This window comes from Alteromonas sp. 4NH20-0104 (genome assembly GCF_057547795.1).
This window is the reverse complement of sequence record NZ_BAAJLP010000016.1, coordinates 1-17,370: the sequence shown is the minus strand read 5'-3', so window position 1 is coordinate 17,370 and position 17,370 is coordinate 1. Positions and strand designations below refer to the sequence as shown.

The 17,370-nt window shown below is 52.5% G+C and carries 9 protein-coding genes; 6 read left to right on the top strand and 3 right to left on the bottom strand.

Features of this window, described 5'->3' with window-relative positions:
* Positions 1–90: 90 nt before the first annotated feature.
* Both AC27IB_RS12585 and AC27IB_RS12580 read left to right on the top strand, forming a co-directional pair.
* Positions 91–1,776: an AMP-binding protein gene (locus AC27IB_RS12585; protein WP_296046661.1), complete on the top strand. Its 1,686-nt coding sequence runs from the start codon at positions 91–93 to the stop codon at positions 1,774–1,776.
* A 14-nt stretch (positions 1,777–1,790) separates the two neighbouring features.
* On the top strand, positions 1,791–2,162 hold the full coding sequence (locus AC27IB_RS12580; protein WP_487121276.1) for a hypothetical protein: 372 nt from the start codon (positions 1,791–1,793) through the stop codon (positions 2,160–2,162).
* Between the two features lie 50 nt (positions 2,163–2,212).
* On the opposite strand, the gene AC27IB_RS12575 is transcribed toward AC27IB_RS12580, so the two are convergent.
* On the bottom strand, positions 2,213–2,869 hold the full coding sequence (locus AC27IB_RS12575; protein ID WP_296046665.1) for a dUTP diphosphatase: 657 nt from the start codon (positions 2,867–2,869) through the stop codon (positions 2,213–2,215).
* Between the two features lie 549 nt (positions 2,870–3,418).
* On the opposite strand from AC27IB_RS12575, the gene recC reads away from it, so the two are divergent.
* Genes recC through recD form a run of 3 tightly spaced genes read left to right on the top strand, consistent with a single transcriptional unit; the run spans position 3,419 to position 12,140 of the window.
* Complete coding sequence (gene recC, locus AC27IB_RS12570; protein WP_296046667.1) at positions 3,419–6,706, top strand: exodeoxyribonuclease V subunit gamma; 3,288 nt, start codon at positions 3,419–3,421, stop codon at positions 6,704–6,706.
* Complete coding sequence (recB, locus tag AC27IB_RS12565) at positions 6,703–10,275, top strand: exodeoxyribonuclease V subunit beta (protein WP_487121274.1); 3,573 nt, start codon at positions 6,703–6,705, stop codon at positions 10,273–10,275. Before recC ends, recB begins: the two co-directional genes overlap by 4 nt.
* A complete protein-coding gene (gene recD, locus AC27IB_RS12560) occupies positions 10,272–12,140 on the top strand; it encodes an exodeoxyribonuclease V subunit alpha (protein WP_487121272.1) in 1,869 nt (622 codons plus the stop codon). Before recB ends, recD begins: the two co-directional genes overlap by 4 nt.
* Here the strand turns inward: recD and AC27IB_RS12555 are convergent.
* Positions 12,130–13,218 (bottom strand): M14 family metallopeptidase, encoded by a 1,089-nt coding sequence (locus AC27IB_RS12555; RefSeq protein WP_487121270.1) that lies wholly within the window; start codon positions 13,216–13,218, stop codon positions 12,130–12,132. The two genes, recD and AC27IB_RS12555, sit on opposite strands and share 11 nt — an antisense overlap.
* 2 nt (positions 13,219–13,220) lie before the next feature.
* Positions 13,221–14,681, bottom strand: a complete 1,461-nt coding sequence (locus AC27IB_RS12550) for a glutamate-cysteine ligase family protein (RefSeq protein WP_487121268.1) — start codon at positions 14,679–14,681, stop codon at positions 13,221–13,223.
* A gap of 234 nt (positions 14,682–14,915) precedes the next feature.
* Between AC27IB_RS12550 and AC27IB_RS12545 the strand changes: the two genes are divergently transcribed.
* Positions 14,916–17,330 carry a zinc-dependent metalloprotease gene (locus tag AC27IB_RS12545; protein ID WP_487121266.1) on the top strand — a complete coding sequence of 805 codons (2,415 nt, stop codon included), beginning with the start codon at positions 14,916–14,918 and terminating at the stop codon, positions 17,328–17,330.
* The last annotated feature ends 40 nt before the right edge of the window (positions 17,331–17,370 follow it).

Here is a 17,370-nt window from a genome sequence, read left to right as displayed (position 1 = left end):
ACAATTCGTTAGCTTTATTGTCCTTGTTTTTGTAAAGTCTTTGTTAAGTATTTTACAAATAATAATAACCAATAGATAGAAAAGGTGGAAATGACAATGTCAGATGCGACTGCAGTACCCTCATCTCCTCAAGTGATGTCGCCCCTCGAATGTTTTTATTACCGTGAACGACATAGCCCGGATCATCCTTGTCTGGTGCAACCCGTCGAGGGCAGTTACTACACCTATTCCTGGGCAGACGTGGCCACTCAGGTGCGCAAGCTGGCCTGGCGTCTCAGTAATATGGGACTCGATAAGGGCAGCCGTATCGCGATTTTATCTAAAAATTGTGCGGAATGGATGATGGCCGATTTGGCAATTATGCTCGCCGGGCATGTCTCTGTGCCGATTTTCGCTACCGCCGGTGAAGACACTATCCGATATGTGCTTGGACACGCCGAAGCAAAATTAGTTTTTGTGGGTAAGCTGGATGATGGCCCCGGGCAGGTGGCCGCCATTGATGAGAGCATTACCACGGTGGCATTTCCTTACCCGGGCGTAAAAACTACGTACAGCTGGGCAGAGTTTTGTCATTGCGAAAGTTTTAACGACAGTCCACTCCCTGACGCTGACGAACTGATGACCATTATCTACACGTCGGGCAGTACCGGCAGCCCGAAAGGGGTGATGCATTCCTATGGCGCAATGGCCTGGGCCGGCGCGCAGGCCAGAACGGATTTGGCACTTGGTGAACAGGACCGGCTGTTAAGTTATTTACCGCTGGCCCACATTACTGAACGGGTATTGATTGAAATGGCTGCTTTGCAATCCGGGATGACCCTCTATTTCATAGAGTCTCTGGATACATTTCAGCGTGATGTTCAGCAGTGCCAACCCACTTTGTTTGTGTCAGTGCCGCGACTCTGGACCAAGTTCCAGCACGGTATATTGCATAAATTAGCCCAGAAAAAGCTCAATATATTGCTGCGAATACCGGTGGTCAGCACCTTAATTAAAAAGAAAATTCGCCATGGCCTGGGGTTGTCTGAAACCAAATTATGTGCCAGTGGTTCGGCCCCCTTACCACCGGTGATCACCGCGTGGTTTGAAAAGCTTGGGATTGAAATCTGCGAAGGGTGGGGGATGACAGAAAATGCTGCGCTGGGTACAGCGTGCCTGCCGTTCCGCAAAGATAAAATTGGCTGCATAGGTCGCCCCTGGGGCAGCGTTTCCCTCAAACTTTCTGAGCAACAGGAGTTACTGAGTAAATCGCCGGGTAATATGATGGGGTACTATCTCGACCCTGAGCGCACGAATGAAGCCTTTACCGAAGACGGGTATCTAAGAACCGGCGACAAAGCCGCGGTGGATGCCGACGGCTACTATTCAATTACTGGCCGGATTAAAGATATTTTTAAAACCGCCAAAGGCAAATATGTAACGCCCGCCCCCATAGAAGCTAAATTGATGGAGAATAATTTTATTGAGCAGGTTTGCGTGACAGGTGCAGGCTTGCCACAACCTGTTGCGCTACTGGTGTTATCGGAAGAAGCGCAGGAACAGTCAAAGAATCAAATTACGTCGTCGTTGCAATATACGCTGAATAAAGTGAATGGGGGGCTTGAGAGTCATCAGCGGCTCGACCACCTGGTTGTGCTGGCTGATCCCTGGACCATTGAAAACGATCTTCTGACACCCACCCTGAAAGTGAAACGTCACGTTTTAGAGGAGCGCTTTCCAGAAGTGATCCATCAGGTCTATACTGAAAAGGTTGCCTGGCAACACCATTCAAACTAAGGGCTGGAGATATTATGAAGCGTAGCAAGGGATTGTTATCAGGTTGTCTGTTGATTGGCTTTTCGGCCGGGGCGCTGGCCGATCTCGCGGCGTTAAATAACGCCGCCACCAAGCTTTGCGAAAAAAGTAAGGTTTGCCTGCAGCAGGAAATGGCCGCCAACGAAGATTTACCGCCGGGCATGGCAGCGATGCTCGATAGCATGATGGGAGAGCTATGTAAGCAGTATATGTCTATTGCAACGGTGGGTGAACATCACGAAATTATCGAGCCGGCAACGGCGTGCCTGAATTCTATGGCAGATAAAAGCTGTGATGATCTGTTAAATGGCGAAGAAACGACTGCCGCCTGCCAGCGCTATGAGCGCGTCGCAGAAACCTACCGCTAAGCACTAGCGAGAATGCACCCTAACCGCTGCTGCGGATAGGGTGCTTTTATTCAGGCGGGGTAACGTTGTTGCAAGCCCTGATAGACCTCTTCGGCATAATCAGGGTTATTAATGTCCAGTGCGTCCAGCACATCCACCAGATGTTCATTATCTTCACGGCCCTGCCAGGTTTTTTGATAGGTGCCGGCCTTGTAGCCATTATCCTGACGGAAAAAGTTCAGTACGTTTTTACCGACATACTGACGGTAGAGTTCGTCACCGCTCATTTCGCACTGTTCAACAATGTGCATAAACAAAGGGACGCTGAAACGTTTCGCAGCACACAAGCCAGCCATGAGTTCCAGGTTATCCAGTAAGTCCTGCTGCTTTATGGCGTAATCTGTACCATCAAAGGTCACCATGGGATCGGCTTGCTGGGCGAGTTGGGCTGCCAGGGCATGAGCTGTAGCATCAACATCGCCGCTATAGTCGATGATGCTTGCCGACAAGGCAAAGTGCCAGATATCAACCAGTTCCATTTGCAGTTGCGCAAGGTCCTTATTCTGCGCCTTCCACCATTTCCAGCCATGGTGCTCAATTGCTTCCACTGACTCCACCATGGCGGCTCTTAAATAGCCATATCCGGCGGTTAACCACTGGGGGTTCACTTTACAGTTCATTTTATTCTGCAGCGACAACATGGTGTTTAATTGTTGTTGAGTAAGCATAATTTACCTAATTATTGGGGGTAGTTATCGGAGCGGCAATGCGAAGCAAGAGGCATGAATTGCTGTCCTGGTATTCAGGCGGCTAGTCTACCACGGTGGATTCACCGGATGAACGTTCGTGTGGGTAAAATCGCATTCTTGGTGGGTTGCGCCCGGTTTCGCTGCACTTTTAATGAGCGCGTGCACCAATATGAGGAAGCATTAGAATTTATACGATTTGCAGGATTTTTGTAAATTATTGATTTTTATGATTTTAAATGTTGGCACTTATTCTGCAATGTCAAGGTTGTTAACTGCGCTAAATTCTGGCGCTAACTTTGGCCGGTGCCAGGCAACGCCGGCTCAAAGTTGTCAGAATGTGGCCCGTAACCTTCCCCATACAGATTTTTCGTGTCCTGAGGTCTGTATGGGTTTTTTTATGTCCGAATTCTGATGCGCGTTAATATAGCCCACTGCGCATATTTTGGCCAGTTAATTTTCCCGCATATTTCTAAATTCATCCTTAAGGTGCATACTAGGCGTTCATTCGGTAACAGGAACACCGACGCTTTGCTCACTCTTTATCCGTCAAATAAACTCGAACATCTCAGCTTTTTACTGGCCACTTTGCTTGACCGTCAACCCGCAGCGGGTTTGAGTGCGGACGTGATCCTGGTGGAAAGCCCCGGTATGCAACACTGGTTAAGTATGGAGCTGGCCGCCAGTCGTGGTATTGCCATGAATATTGACTATCCCTTACCGGTGAGGTTTATGTGGGATACCGCCAGGGCTGTGCTGGGCCCGGATGCCGTGCCCCGTGAATCACCATTCCGGCGGGAAACCCTGCGCTGGCGGATTTATGGTTTACTGAGGCAGACAGAACAATTAGCTCACCCGGCGATGGAGCGTGTGCAGCGCTTTCTGGATAAAAGTGAAGCCAATGGTAGTGGTCATCTGCAAACCCTGCAACTGGCAGTGGCCCTGGCCGACCTGTTGGAACAGTATTTATTATACCGGCCCGACTGGTTGCTGGCCTGGGAACAGCATCAGCAGGTTGTGGCCGAGGATGCCGACGAAATCTGGCAGGCCCATATCTGGCGCCTGTTGGTAAAAGATACGCCGGCTCACCCGGCGCGGCTGCATGAACAAATGGTAGCTGCCTTGCAACAGCCATCCCAGGCCGTACTCAATAGTTTACCCCGGCGTATTATCCTGTTTGCGATAAATACCATGGCCCCACAGTTTGTGGCGTTTCTGGATGCATTGGCTGAATGGGTGGATGTCCATTTATTCCATTTAAACCCCTGCGTCAACTACTGGGGGAATCTTGCCAGCCGTGGTGAACAGGCGCGGGTGCTCCGGGAACAAGGGATCAGCGCCTGGCTGGAGCAGTCTCAGGAAAACCCCTTACTGGCTAATCTGGGGCGCCAGGGGCGCGATCTGTTTAATCAGCTCACCGAACTACAAAGCTATGAGATTAGTGCCTTCGATATGCCTGCACCGGATGAGCAAGCCGCTCAAACCACGGTATTAAACCAGATGCAACACGATATACTGGAGGCGAATAACCCCCGTCAGAACTTTGTGTGGGCTGATGGCGATGACAGTATCCTGATCAATTCTGCTCACAGTACCCTGCGTGAAGTCCAGTCGCTGCATGACTATTTACTCGACCGATTAGCCGCCGATCCGGCGTTGCAGCCTCGGGATATTCTGGTGATGTGCCCAGCCATTGAAGACTATGCGCCGGCTATCGAAGCGGTCTTTGCCCGAGTCGGGACGGTAAGCGGCGACGATGACGCCTCGCCACGTCTTCCCTGTACCATTGCAGACCGTTCGCCATTGGATGCTGAGCCATTGGTGGCGGCGTTTTTGTCGCTATTATCGTTGCCTGATAGTCGTTTCAGTGTCACGCAAATTCTCGAGTACCTGAGTCTGGCACCGTTGCAGCGCAAATTTGGTTTAACCGAACAGAGTCTGACGGTGATTGAGTACTGGCTGGAACGGGCCAATATTCACTGGGGGCTGGATGGCCGGCATAAGGCAGAAATAACCGCATCTGCCGCAGACAGTCCAATGTACAGCTGGCGCTGGGGGCTTCAGCGCTTGTTGCTGGGAATGATCAGTGAAGATGCCACTCAGTTGCTGGATAACTGTGTAACCGTGCCCGATGTTGAAGGGCAGGAAAGTATTGAACTGGGCCGGTTGATGCTGATCGTGGAGCAATTGCAAATTCACAATCGCGAGCTGAGTCGCTCTCGCACCGCCGATGACTGGCAGGCCTACTTAAATACGCTGCGGGAGGATTGTTTTATACCCGGCAGTGATGATATTGACAGCTGGGAAAGTATTGGTAAAACGATTGCCGATATGGCGCTGCAGTGCGAGCAAGCCGGGTACAGCGGAGAACTGAGTCTGGCTGAGGTGCGCGACATCTTAACCAAGCGCTTTGCCACTCCGGATGCGGGTAACCATTTTATGACCGGACAGGTCACTTTCTGCTCCATGCTTCCCATGCGTAGTATTCCATTTAGTGTGATTGGCATTCTGGGGCTCAATGACGGTGATTTCCCGCGCACTAATCCGCCCGGCAGTATCAATATGATGGCGCGACACCCGGGGCGCCTCGGTGATCGGTCCCGCCGTCAGGAAGACCGCTACCTGTTTCTGGAAGCATTAATATCAGCCCGTCAGGCGCTTTATCTGAGTTATCAGGGGCGCAGTGCGTTGAATAATGCTGAGCGCCAACCCAGTCTGGTGCTTCAGGAGCTGATGGATTTTCTCGAGCAAGCCTATAACTGGCAACCACAAGCGGTGCGTCAACTGCCGCTGCACCCTTTCAGTCCGGCGGTGTTTAATAGCGAACGACCTGCTTACAGCAAAGGCTGGTACAGGCTGGCGAAGTCGATTGCCGGTTTACAGGAAGAAGATATCGATAGCGTCATACAGGTCGCGGCCTCAGCGCATCAAACCCGACAGCTCAGCGCCACCGAGATGGCCCGCTGTTTCGACGATCCACTGGCCTGGCTGGCAAAACAACTTGGCCTCAGATTGGAACTCGACAACCGGTTGTTAGAAGACAGTGAGCCGTTTGAAACGAACAAGCTTAGTCGCTACCAGTACGTTGATGAACTGGTGACCAATCAGGCAAATACCAGCGCCGAAACACTCACTGCTGAGTTTTTGCTAAGTGGTGATCTGCCTGACACCCCCATCACCCGGGCCGAACTGGCGACCTGGCAGGAAGCGGCAACGTTACTCCGCCAGGCCGTGCCCGGGGACGATGAGCATCTGCTGGCAAGTCGGGTGACCTTGGATGACTGGCAGCTTTTCTCCACCTGTTATGAGGAGGAGGCCGCGCTGGTGAGCTATCACGTCGGTCAGCATCAAATCAGACGCAGCTTTACCGCCTGGCTGACCATGCTGATTGCTAACAGTCAGGGGGTAATAAAGCCGTTGACGCTGCATTATATCGACTGGAAAAAGCAGCCGCTGGCATTGAAATCTGAGACCTATGAACCCCTCACGGCCGACGAAGCCATGGCACAGTTAACCAGGCTGGTGACAGCAATCAAGCAAATTGAACAAGGGCCGAGTTTACTCTATCTGGCCGTTGCTGAAGCGTTTTATAAATATGCCGGGATGACCACCGACCACGATGACTGGTTCCAAAGTCATGAAATCAGCAAACGGTGGGACGACATTACTGATCCGAATAATGCGTTTAGCAAGCTTGGCAGTAACGGTTATTTTAACTGGTTTTACAACTATATACCGCCGGCTACGCAGTTGCCTTTAGGGCATTTAGCCGACCTCTACAGTGCCTTCCTGAGTAATTTTAAAAGGGGCAGAAAATGACCGCACAACAGCTTGATGTCATCAATTTACCGCTTAGCGGGCGGCATCTGATAGAAGCAAGTGCCGGTACCGGCAAGACCTTTAATATTACCCGTATCTATTTACGCTGCCTGCTTGAGCAACGTCTCACGGTGCAGCAAATTCTGGTCATGACCTTTACCAAAGCGGCAACCGAAGAGATCCGTGGACGTATCGCAGGGACCCTGCGTGATGCCCTGGCATATTGGCAAGCCCGCAGTCACAACGAGGTGTTTGAGGCCGATCCGGTGCTCGACGTTCTGTATGACCGCCTGCCAGTTGAGGACGCCCTGGCTTTGTTGCAGGCGGCGCTGTTAGAGCTGGATGATGCCGCCGTATTTACCATTCACAGTTTCTGCAATAACGTGTTATCGGATATGGCGTTTACCTCAGCAGCGCCACTGGAACTGGCGCTGGCAACCGATACCCGGGCAATGTATTTACAAGGCTGTGAAGATTTTATCCGTAAAGTGAGCCGGGATGATGAGGCCTTTGCGCTGCTGGCTGCTCATGGCTGGCATACACCTGAGCGCCTGCTAAGCAATTTTTTGCCGCTGATGGAATTTGCCAGTCCACCGCATCGGGCATCAGAGCAAACAATTACTGCACAGTTCGATGCGGCACTGGATACGGTGTCAGCGCGCTATCAGTCGCAGGCGAAAGCGTTGTATAGCGCGCTGGTGAATAATGAATCGCTGTTTTTAACTGCCGTGATCGGTAAAGATGAAGAGCGGGCCAGAGAGTGGCAGGTGATCCTTGACTGGTTGCATAACGGGCCGTTAACCAGCGTTCCCGAGGAGCTGGGTAAGTTTATAAACGGCAATCGCTACCGGGCCAAACGCGAAGGGATTGCCGAAGCGAAAGAAATAGTCGAGCCGGTCAAAGTGTTGCGCAGCGATTTGAACAAGGCAGTGGATGAGTTGGCCAAAGCGCGCCAGGCGTTATTAGACAAAGCGCCGGTCTATGCCGTTGTCTGTGAGGCGGTGGAATTTGTGCGTGACGCTGTTGTTAAGCAAAAACAGCGTTTAAATACCGTCGACTTTAACGATTTGATCAGGTTACTGGCCGCGCAAATCGACAGTCCGGAGGCGCCACTTTGCCAACAGCTGCGCCTGCGCTATCCGGTGGCTTTAGTGGATGAGTTTCAGGATACTGATGCCGACCAGTATCATATTCTGGCCAATGTGTACCCGCCACAAGGTAGCTCTCAAAAACTGCAAACTACCTTGTTAATGATTGGCGATCCGAAGCAGGCCATTTATGGCTTTCGCGGCGGCGACATATTTACCTATCTGCAGGCAGCAGAGCAAGTCGAGTACCGCTGGGTTATGGATACTAACTGGCGCTCAGTGAAACCCATGGTCGATGCTTACAATCGTTTGTTCTGGGGCGCGGCCATGAACGCCGATGGCCGTGATCTGTTTAATTTCGGCATTCGTTATGAGCCGGTCAAAGCCAGTAGCGGCGCAAAAGCCGCGAAAATACCGTTGGTCGATCCGGCCTCAGACCGCAGCGCTCTGACCTTTATTGCCGATGAGCCTGATGAAGAGGACGGTGCCAGCAAAGGCGCCACCCGCCAGCGTCTGGCCGAACAGCTGACCAGAGAAGTGGTGCGTTTGCTCGCTCAGGCGCAACTCGGTGAGCGACCGGTACAGCCCGCAGATATAGCCATTCTGGTTCAGACCGGTACTGAAGCCACCATCGTGCAGGGCGCGTTGCAAGCGGCCGGGCTGCCTTCGGTGTATCTGTCTAATCGCAACAGTCTGTTTGCCAGTGCGGAAGCGGCCGACACCCTGATGGTGCTGAATGCCATCTGGCATGCTCATGATTTACGGTTGGTTAACGGTATCATCGCGAGTCCTTTACTGGGACTTAATCGGCACCAGATCCAAACGTTGCTGACCGATGAATACGCCAGTGACTGGGACGCGCTGCTGTTGCAAATTGCCCAGTGGCGGGAAATCTGGGCACGCCGTGGCGTGATGGCATTGCTGCTGGCGATGTTACAAAACAGCTATCTGCCTAACCGCAAAGAAGCCGAGCGTAGTCTGACTAACTACCAACACCTGGCAGAAGTGCTCGAAGATACCGCCAGAACTTACCGTCAGCCGGGCCATTTGCTTAACTGGTTACACCGTCAGGTGCGTCAGCCAGAGCAGGCTCAGGAACATATTCAACGGCTCGAAAGCGATGCCCGGCTGATTCAGATTGTCACTCAGCATGGCTCCAAAGGGCTGGAATATCCCATTGTATTTGTACCCTTTGCCAGTGAATACCGCGACCCGGTGAAGTTTGGTAACAGTCAGTCAGAAGTGCTGCGCTATTACGATCCGCAAAGTGCTGCTCAGCAAATGGCGCTCGGCGCCACTCCTGATGTTCTGGAGCGGGTACGGCGTGAAGGTGAGGCCGAATCCATGCGCTTATTATATGTGGCAATCACCCGGGCATCTCATCGCTGCTATCTGGGCGTGGGTGAGGGTAAACTCAGCGACCAGTCAGCACTGGGGCAAATTGTGCGTCGCGCCGACTTTGATGACTGGCGGGCAGCCATTGAAGCGCTGTTGCAGGAAGGCGCCGGCCATTCTGCTTTAATTAGTGATGTAGCGAAAGTGGCCTTGCCTGCAGCACGGGAGGATGACGTAGCACTGGCGTGCGACGAGTTTGAGCGAACCCTGGAAGATAACTGGCGGCTGTACTCTTTTTCTGCACTCACCCGTCAGGCCGTCCATACCACGTTCCGTCACCGCGAGGCCGAAGCGCTGCCAGCAGAATCCGGCAACCTGCCGGTTGCAGCGAAAAGTGACGCGCTGCGGTTTCAGTTAAAGGCGGGTGCGCAAAGTGGTAACTTATTGCACGATATGCTCGAAGTGACCGACTTCAGTGCACCCGATTGGGAGGAAACGGGCACTGCCGTGGCCAGGCGTTATGGCATAGCCGAAGCGGACCATGAAGCGTTGTTTGGCTGGCTCGATGAAGTGCTGACCACCCCTCTGGCACTGCCTGGTGTTGCGCCGGTGACGCTTGCTGATTTACCCATGACGGATACGCTTCGTGAAGCCGAGTTTTACTTCCCGTTACATAATGCCAATCGCCGGGCTATTGGCCGGATATTGCAGCAACATCGCCGCTCCCATGGCAGCGAAGGTCTGCCGGCGGTACTTGAAGGTGTCAGACTGGAGGGGATGATGCATGGTTTTATTGATTTGATATTTTGTGTTGAGGGCCGTTATTTTGTGGCCGATTATAAGTCAACCATGCTGGGTGACAGTCCTCAGGACTATCAGCCGGATAAGCTTAACCAAAACAATCAGCAACATTATTACGACCTGCAGTATCTGATTTACAGTGTGGCACTGCACCGCTTTTTAGCCCAGCGTATCGAAGACTACGATCCGGCGCTGCACTTTGGCGGCGTGGCTTATTTTTATTTGCGCGGCATGTGCGCCGATTTTCCGCTCGGTAGCGGGATCTTTTATCATCCTTTATCCACGGCGTTGATCAGCGAAATGGAACTGGCTCTAACCGGTAAAGTCCTGCAGGAGACGCTATGATGTTTGCCAGTTTTTCTCAATGTACGGCCCGGCTGGCAGAAATTGAAGCCATCGATTATTTTTTTGCCAGGGAGCTTACGCAACTGGCTGGTAGCGCCCATGACAATGATTTTTGTTTGTTACTGGCCCTGAGTCGGGCCCAGCGCCTGGGTAACAGTTGTCTTATAGTCAGTGAGCTGGCCGGTCAGCATTATTTCGAACACCCCGATGAGGTGGAATCGGGCTTTACTTTTGCACCACTGCAGGCGCTTGAGTCCCGAGTTGAAGCCCTGGTGAGTCAGCCGCAGCTTGGCGGACGTTTACACTGGCATAACGGGCGTTTGTACACGGCTCGCTACTGGCAATTTGAACAGCAACTGGTGGCCAGTATTGCAGTTCGCAGTCAGCCTGAGCCGTTATCATCCGGGCAGATATCAGCCTTATTGCAGGCCTGGCCCAGTTTATTTTCAACCTCTCAAGGTGATGAGCAGGACTGGCAACAGGTGGCGACAGCGCTGTGTATTAATCGTGCTTTTGCAATGTTGTCGGGGGGGCCGGGGACCGGTAAAACTTACACTGTCGCCCGGTTACTGATGGCACTGCAGGTTGCCTGGCAAGGCCAGTTAAATGTGGTGCTGACGGCACCAACCGGCAAAGCCGCACAGCGACTTACCGAGTCGGTGGATACCGCACTGTCACAATTTGCCAGTCATCCTACGCTTGCGCAGTACAGTACTGCTATGCAGCAGCCTGCCATGACACTGCACCGGTTGCTGGGCATGCCACGCTGGGGTATCCAGAGCCGGTTTAATCAGCATAACCCGGTACCGGCAGATGTGATCATTGTTGACGAGAGTTCAATGATTGACCTGGCCTTAATGACCCGCCTGTTCAGGGCACTTGCTCCACACACTCGGGTCATACTGGTTGGCGATCCGAAACAGTTACCCTCCGTTGAAGCCGGCAACGTACTGGGTGATATTATTGCTGCGCTGGACTCAGCCTCACCACAAAGCGTTGATGAGGCATCGGCGCAACAGTTTGCTACGTTGTGTCCTCACTTGCCGCCGTTGCCGGTAACTCACGACAACCGGCCAGCGGCAATGCACTTTGCCTTGCAACGCGCACAACGCTTCAGCGGCCAGTTAGCCGAGGTTGCCAGGGCAATGAATAACGGCTCTATTGACGCGGTCTGGGCGCAGTTGGATGAGGTCGATGCCGGTCAGACTCAGCAGGTTGAAGGGGTTGCTACGAGCAGTTTTAGCGCCCTTGAAACGCACTTCGAGTCACTGGCGACAAACTGGTTCGGTGCCATTAGTCAGGCCGACTCATTGCCTGCTGCCATGGCCCGTTTACAAGCCTCCCGCTGGTTAACACCCTTCAGGCAGGGAGAGTGGGGAGCGCTGGGACTAAACCAGCGCATTGAACGCTTGTTGTCGCCGGGAAATAGCCGGGGCTTTTACCGGGGTCGCCCGATCATGATCACTGAAAACCACCACGGTCAGCGGTTGTATAATGGTGATATCGGACTGCTGTGGCCTGATGAAAACGGTGTGCTCAAAGCCTGGTTTGCTGCGCAGGATGGAGCGTACAGGGCAATCCCTATTATGCGATTACCCCAGCATGAAACCGTGTATGCGATGACAATTCATAAATCTCAGGGCTCTGAATTCAGCCGCTTATTGCTGCTGGTTCCGCAAGCGCCTTCCCGTCAGGCGGCAAATCTGTATAGCCGGGAGCTGGTGTATACCGGACTGACCCGGGCCAAAACCGGCGCGGTGCTGGTCACCAGTCAGGCTATTCTGCAGGACGTAGTGGCCCGTCGTCAGCAGCGTAAAACGGGGTTAACCCGGTTACTGGCTGAGGCGATTGGCGCTAGTCGCTAAGCGGGACCTCACTGAGATGTTGCTGACGTTTGGAGTTGGTCAGTTGATTATTGATATCCACAAAGTACAACAAACAGTCTGACTTGGCGATGTCACTGCGGGTGGTCACCATAAAGAATTTCAGCGGACGGGTGACGGTCAGTTCGTTGTTATCAGCACAAAAATAATCGCTCAGGTACTCATGAGGCTGCTGACCGGCCAGCCTGAAGTGTTCAAGTCGGGCATGATCGAGCCAGCCGAGTACCTCGCCGGGGCGGGTAAGGCCAAAGTTGCGTTGTTCGATATCCTGACGGATGGTGACATTGGCACCGAAAACCGGCCTTTCTGCATAGGCCAGTGTCGCCTGACGATGAATTTCCAGGCGCTTGGGCTGTTCCAGTAGCTCAACGTCCTGGCGTGGCATAAAGACATCCTCTGCTGCCAGATAGGAACGTAATCCGTTATAAGCGTTCAGCGTTGCCAGTTCATCCATGGCGCCACCAGACTCAATGGTTACGATGGGGCAGCAAAAAGGCACTTCCATCAGTGAGCCTAACTCGATATCGGTATGAATAAACCAGCGGGTAAAGTGTGAAGCCAGCGCTGTATACTGCGTGCCCAGTCGGGTGGAAACGCTGAATGCCGGGCCACTGCCGGAAGTATTATGCACATCAATGATGGCTTCCGGGGCTAAATCGACCAGATAATCAAGTACCTGCTTGGCTAACATCCCGGGCGCATCATTATAGGGAGGTTTAAAGCAGCGATTGATATCCCGGGTATCGGGTAAAGCCCGGTGAGTAAACAATGGCTCGTGCAGGGCTGCGCCAACCGAGACCACAATAAAAGTGGTGTCGGCGTAGGGTTTAAAACCTTCTTTTAGCAGGCGGTGCAAGGCCTGAAAGCCGGATGGCTCGTTGCCATGTAACAGCGTTGTGACAGCTCGTTTCCTGCGGGTTCGGCCGGGTATAAAAATAATCGCCGGGCCTCCCAGCATCTGCAGAAAACTCACGCTGGAGTCGGGAATTTGCTGCGGCGCCGGTGCGTGCAGTATTTTAAAGCCGGTTAATACGGGTGTGGCTAATCTGGCAGTTCCCATTGCTACTCCCAATAGGCCACAGGTTCACCGCTGTGGCTCAGTTGATAGTACCGGCGACACAGTTCGCTAAGTACTTTGGATTCAGGATATTGGCTCATCAAGGTTTTATACGTGTTCAACTGCCACAGTGCGCCGGTTTGTCGTGCAGCCAGACGATGTTCAATGATCCCCAGGTAATGATCCCGCTCTTCCCGGCTCACACCAATCTTCGCCAGTCCATCATCTGCCTTGCCAATTAAATCTGACAGGATAGCGGTGACTTTGTATTCCTTGAGCTGATGCTGATGTTTTTGCGGCCACAGGATGTGTGCATTCAGGCCTGACTGAGCACAGCGGTAAAAGTTATATTCGGTATAGCGAAAGGGCAGGCGCTGCAGATAGTCTTCAATGTGATCGGACAAGGCTTCGACCAGGCCAATCTGCAACGCGGCATTAGCCAGCATATCCTGATTTGTGGGGCCCGCGGGTAAGCTGCGGTATTCAATTCGAACGTGACCATTCTCGCCCGGTTCGAACACCGCGCGGTTCCAGCTCCATACCGTACCGTGATGTAAATTCAGTTCGGCAAAAGGTTTACTGTCACCATGTAAGCGCTCGGATACAACGGGCAATACCGCAGGGTAAAGGGCGACACTTTCGGTCAGGCAATCCGTAATGCCGTTGCGTAACCAGCCATGGCCGTAGCTCACCCGGGCAGGCTGACGCCATTGGGTAGCATTGGTATCGCGGTAATCGATGGCTTGTTTAAATAAAGCAATGCGGGTTTCCTGCCATAGTCGTTTGCCCATGAAAAAGGGCGAATTACCGGCCAGGGCAAGCACTAAAGGTGAAATCAGCTGGGCCGCATTATAGCAGTCGGTAAACCGGTCATGGGCAATGCGGTGGTGCAACTGAAAAGAAGTATTCGCGCCTTCAAGGGTCACATCGTCACAGGTGGTTCGCACCACATCCTGGCCGTGAATATCGATATCAAAAGGCGCACCGCGCTGCTCACTGAGTTCGTGGGTGAGGGCTTTATACCGGGGCCGGTTAGTCAGGTAATCTTCGGTTAAATGGCTGCTGGCCAGGGTGGGCAGGATGCCGATTGCCATGGCGTGTCCATCAAACAGACTGGCGGTCTGGTCGACCACGCGACTGGCTTTGTCCAACTGTTGCTGAAGCTGCGAAAACGGGGTGCCGGCTGCATCAACAGGATCGAGATTAAACTCCAGATTATATTGATTTAATTCTTCCTGCAGACCCTTAATACGGGCTTTATCGAGAATAGCTTCATTGATGGGCGCGGGGTTAAACTGGCGATTAACCAGGTAAAACTCCAGCTCTGCACCGAGGCTGACTGCCTGGCTGTTATAACAGTCGCGGGTGAGCTCGTGTCTGACCTCACACAACTGTGCCTGCACACGTTGGTCGAACAGTGCGCGTTGTGCGTCGGTAAAATCATGCTGTTGAAAATTAAGACCCATGCTATCTCTGCGTCAGTTAACATTATTAAGTGTAGCCTATCGCTTAGCAGAGTAACGAGGGGCAGCATATTGCTCCTTGATGCAGATCAAGCCAGATCACAACTGACCCGGCTGCGAAATAATGTTTGCGTTAAATCAAAAATATCTGCGCGGGTGATTGGTCGGTGGTTCTGGCGGTTTGGTCAGTCGCGACTGGATTTATTCGCCTGCTTTGGGTAGCGTAAAGTTTTACTTATGATCATTTCGAATCCGGAGGGAATCCCGTTGCGCGTTCATGTTTTGCTAGCCAGTGTGGCGCTGATGGTTATTTCGCCTGTATGGGCTGAATCCATCGCATCCTTTACCAAAGATATGCAAAAGCAGGCGGGGTTTATCCCCGTGTATTACAACCACGACGATGATAAAATTTATCTGCAAATCAATGCCGTTGATGAACCTTTATTGTTCAAGTCCAGTTTGCCCCATGGCGTAGGTTCTAACGATATTGGTCTGGATCGCGGGCAGTTAGGCGCTACTCGGCTGGTGCAATTTGAGCAATATGGTAATAAATTGCTGCTCAAACAGCTGAACACCGAATACCGGGCCAGTGCCGATAATGCTGCCGAGCGAGCCAGTATTGATGAGGCGTTTGCCGACTCGGTGATTGCCGGTTTTACCATTGTGGCTAACGATGATGAAAGCGTTTTAATTGACTATACCAGTCAGTTACTCAGTGATATCCACGGCGTGGCCGAACGTCTGAAAGCCCGCCAGCAGGGAGCGTTTAAGGCTGATCCGCAACGCAGTGGCGTTTATTTACCGCGGACCAAAGCGTTTCCGTTAAATACCGAACTGGAAGCATTAATTACCTTTGGTGGTAAAGGAACCGGGGCTTATCTACGGCAGGTTACGCCGGATGCCGACAGCGTTAGCGTACACATGCATCACTCTTTTATCGCCTTACCCGATTCAGGTTATGAGCCCCGCGAATTCCACCCGTTTTCCGGTTATTGGAAACACAGCTGGCAGGACTACTCGGCGCCCATAACTGAACCATTGGAGCAGGCCTATATTCGTCGCCACCGGTTGGCTAAAAAAGACCCTTCAGCGGCCATCAGTGAAGCCGTTGAACCGATCGTTTATTACCTCGATCCGGGTATTCCGGAGCCAGTGATGAGTGCGCTGAAAGACGGTGCAAGCTGGTGGAATCAGGCCTTCGAAGCGGCCGGCTATAAAGAGGCTTTCCAGGTTAAAGTGTTACCGGCAGATGCCGACCCCATGGATGTTCGTTATAACGTGATTAACTGGGTACACCGGGCCACCCGAGGCTGGTCTTATGGCTCCTCGGTGGTTGATCCGCGCACCGGTGAAATCATTAAAGGCCATGTAACCCTCGGCTCATTACGGGTACGTCAGGATTATCTGATTGCATTGGGATTAACCAGTCCGTTTAGCGGCGATAGTGAAGTGACCACCGCACAAAAAGAAATGGCGCTGGCGCGAATTCGCCAGTTGTCTGCGCACGAGGTGGGTCATACGCTGGGCATTGCCCATAATTTTGCCGCCAGTGAAAACGGTCGTGAGTCGGTGATGGATTATCCTCACCCTAAAATCGAAATCGCCGGCAATAAACTGTCGCTGGCTAATGCCTACGACACCGGCATGGGGGAGTGGGATAATTATGTGATTGCTTATGGTTACCAGGACTTCGCCGAAAACAGCGATGCTGAAAAGGCGCTCAAGGCTATGGTAGTCGGGGCGCGTGAAGCCGGTCTTAGTTATAAGTCTGATGCCGATGCCAGAGCCTCTCGTCACGCTTCTGCCGATGGCCATATGTGGGACAACGGAACGAACCCGCTGGCTGAATACGATCATCTGTTGCAGGTTCGGGACATAGCACTGTCCAACATGGGACTGAACACGATTGCTAAAGGTAGCAGTTTATCCTCTTTGGAAAATGCGCTGGTACCGGTTTATTTGTTACACCGTTATCAGTTGGAAGCAGTGGCTAAGCAGGTCGGCGGTATTCAGTATTTTTACGAGAATAAGGGCGATCTGGATAAGCCCATGGGCGTGAAGCTGGTGCCGTCAGAAACCCAGGTAGAGGCCATGATGCGCTTGATTGATGCGTCGAGTGCTGAAGTGCTTAAAATGCCGGAGCAATTGTTAGGCCTGATACCCCCGCCTACTTTTGCTGAAGCCGAAACCCGCGAGCAATTTAATGGCCGGTTAGGCCGGGTGTTCGACCCCATTTCTGCTGCAGAAAGCGCCGCGGCATTTAGTCTGGAACTGCTGTTACATCCCGAACGGTTAAATCGTCTGGCTTATCAGCACAGTCGTCAGGCCAGTATTCCGGGAGTGGATGACTTGATCCGCAAGATTTTCTCGGTCCATTTTTATCGTCAGCCGGAACCCAGTGATAATCTGGTGGCGCGACTTCAAATGGTGGCGTTACAAAGTGTGATGCAGTCGCTGCAAAATGACGCTACCTCACCGGAAGTGAAGCTGGCGATCACCGCCGAACTGATGACGCTGACGGAATGGCTGGAAGATGAAGATGAGGTGCCGGGTTACCGGGCACTGGAGCATTATCTGGATCATTACCTTGAGACTGGCGACTGGCAGATGGACTTCAAGGTGAAGCCATTGCCACCGGGTTCGCCAATCTGATCCGGCGATTTAGGTATAGTGAAAGAGGGCTTTTTAGCCC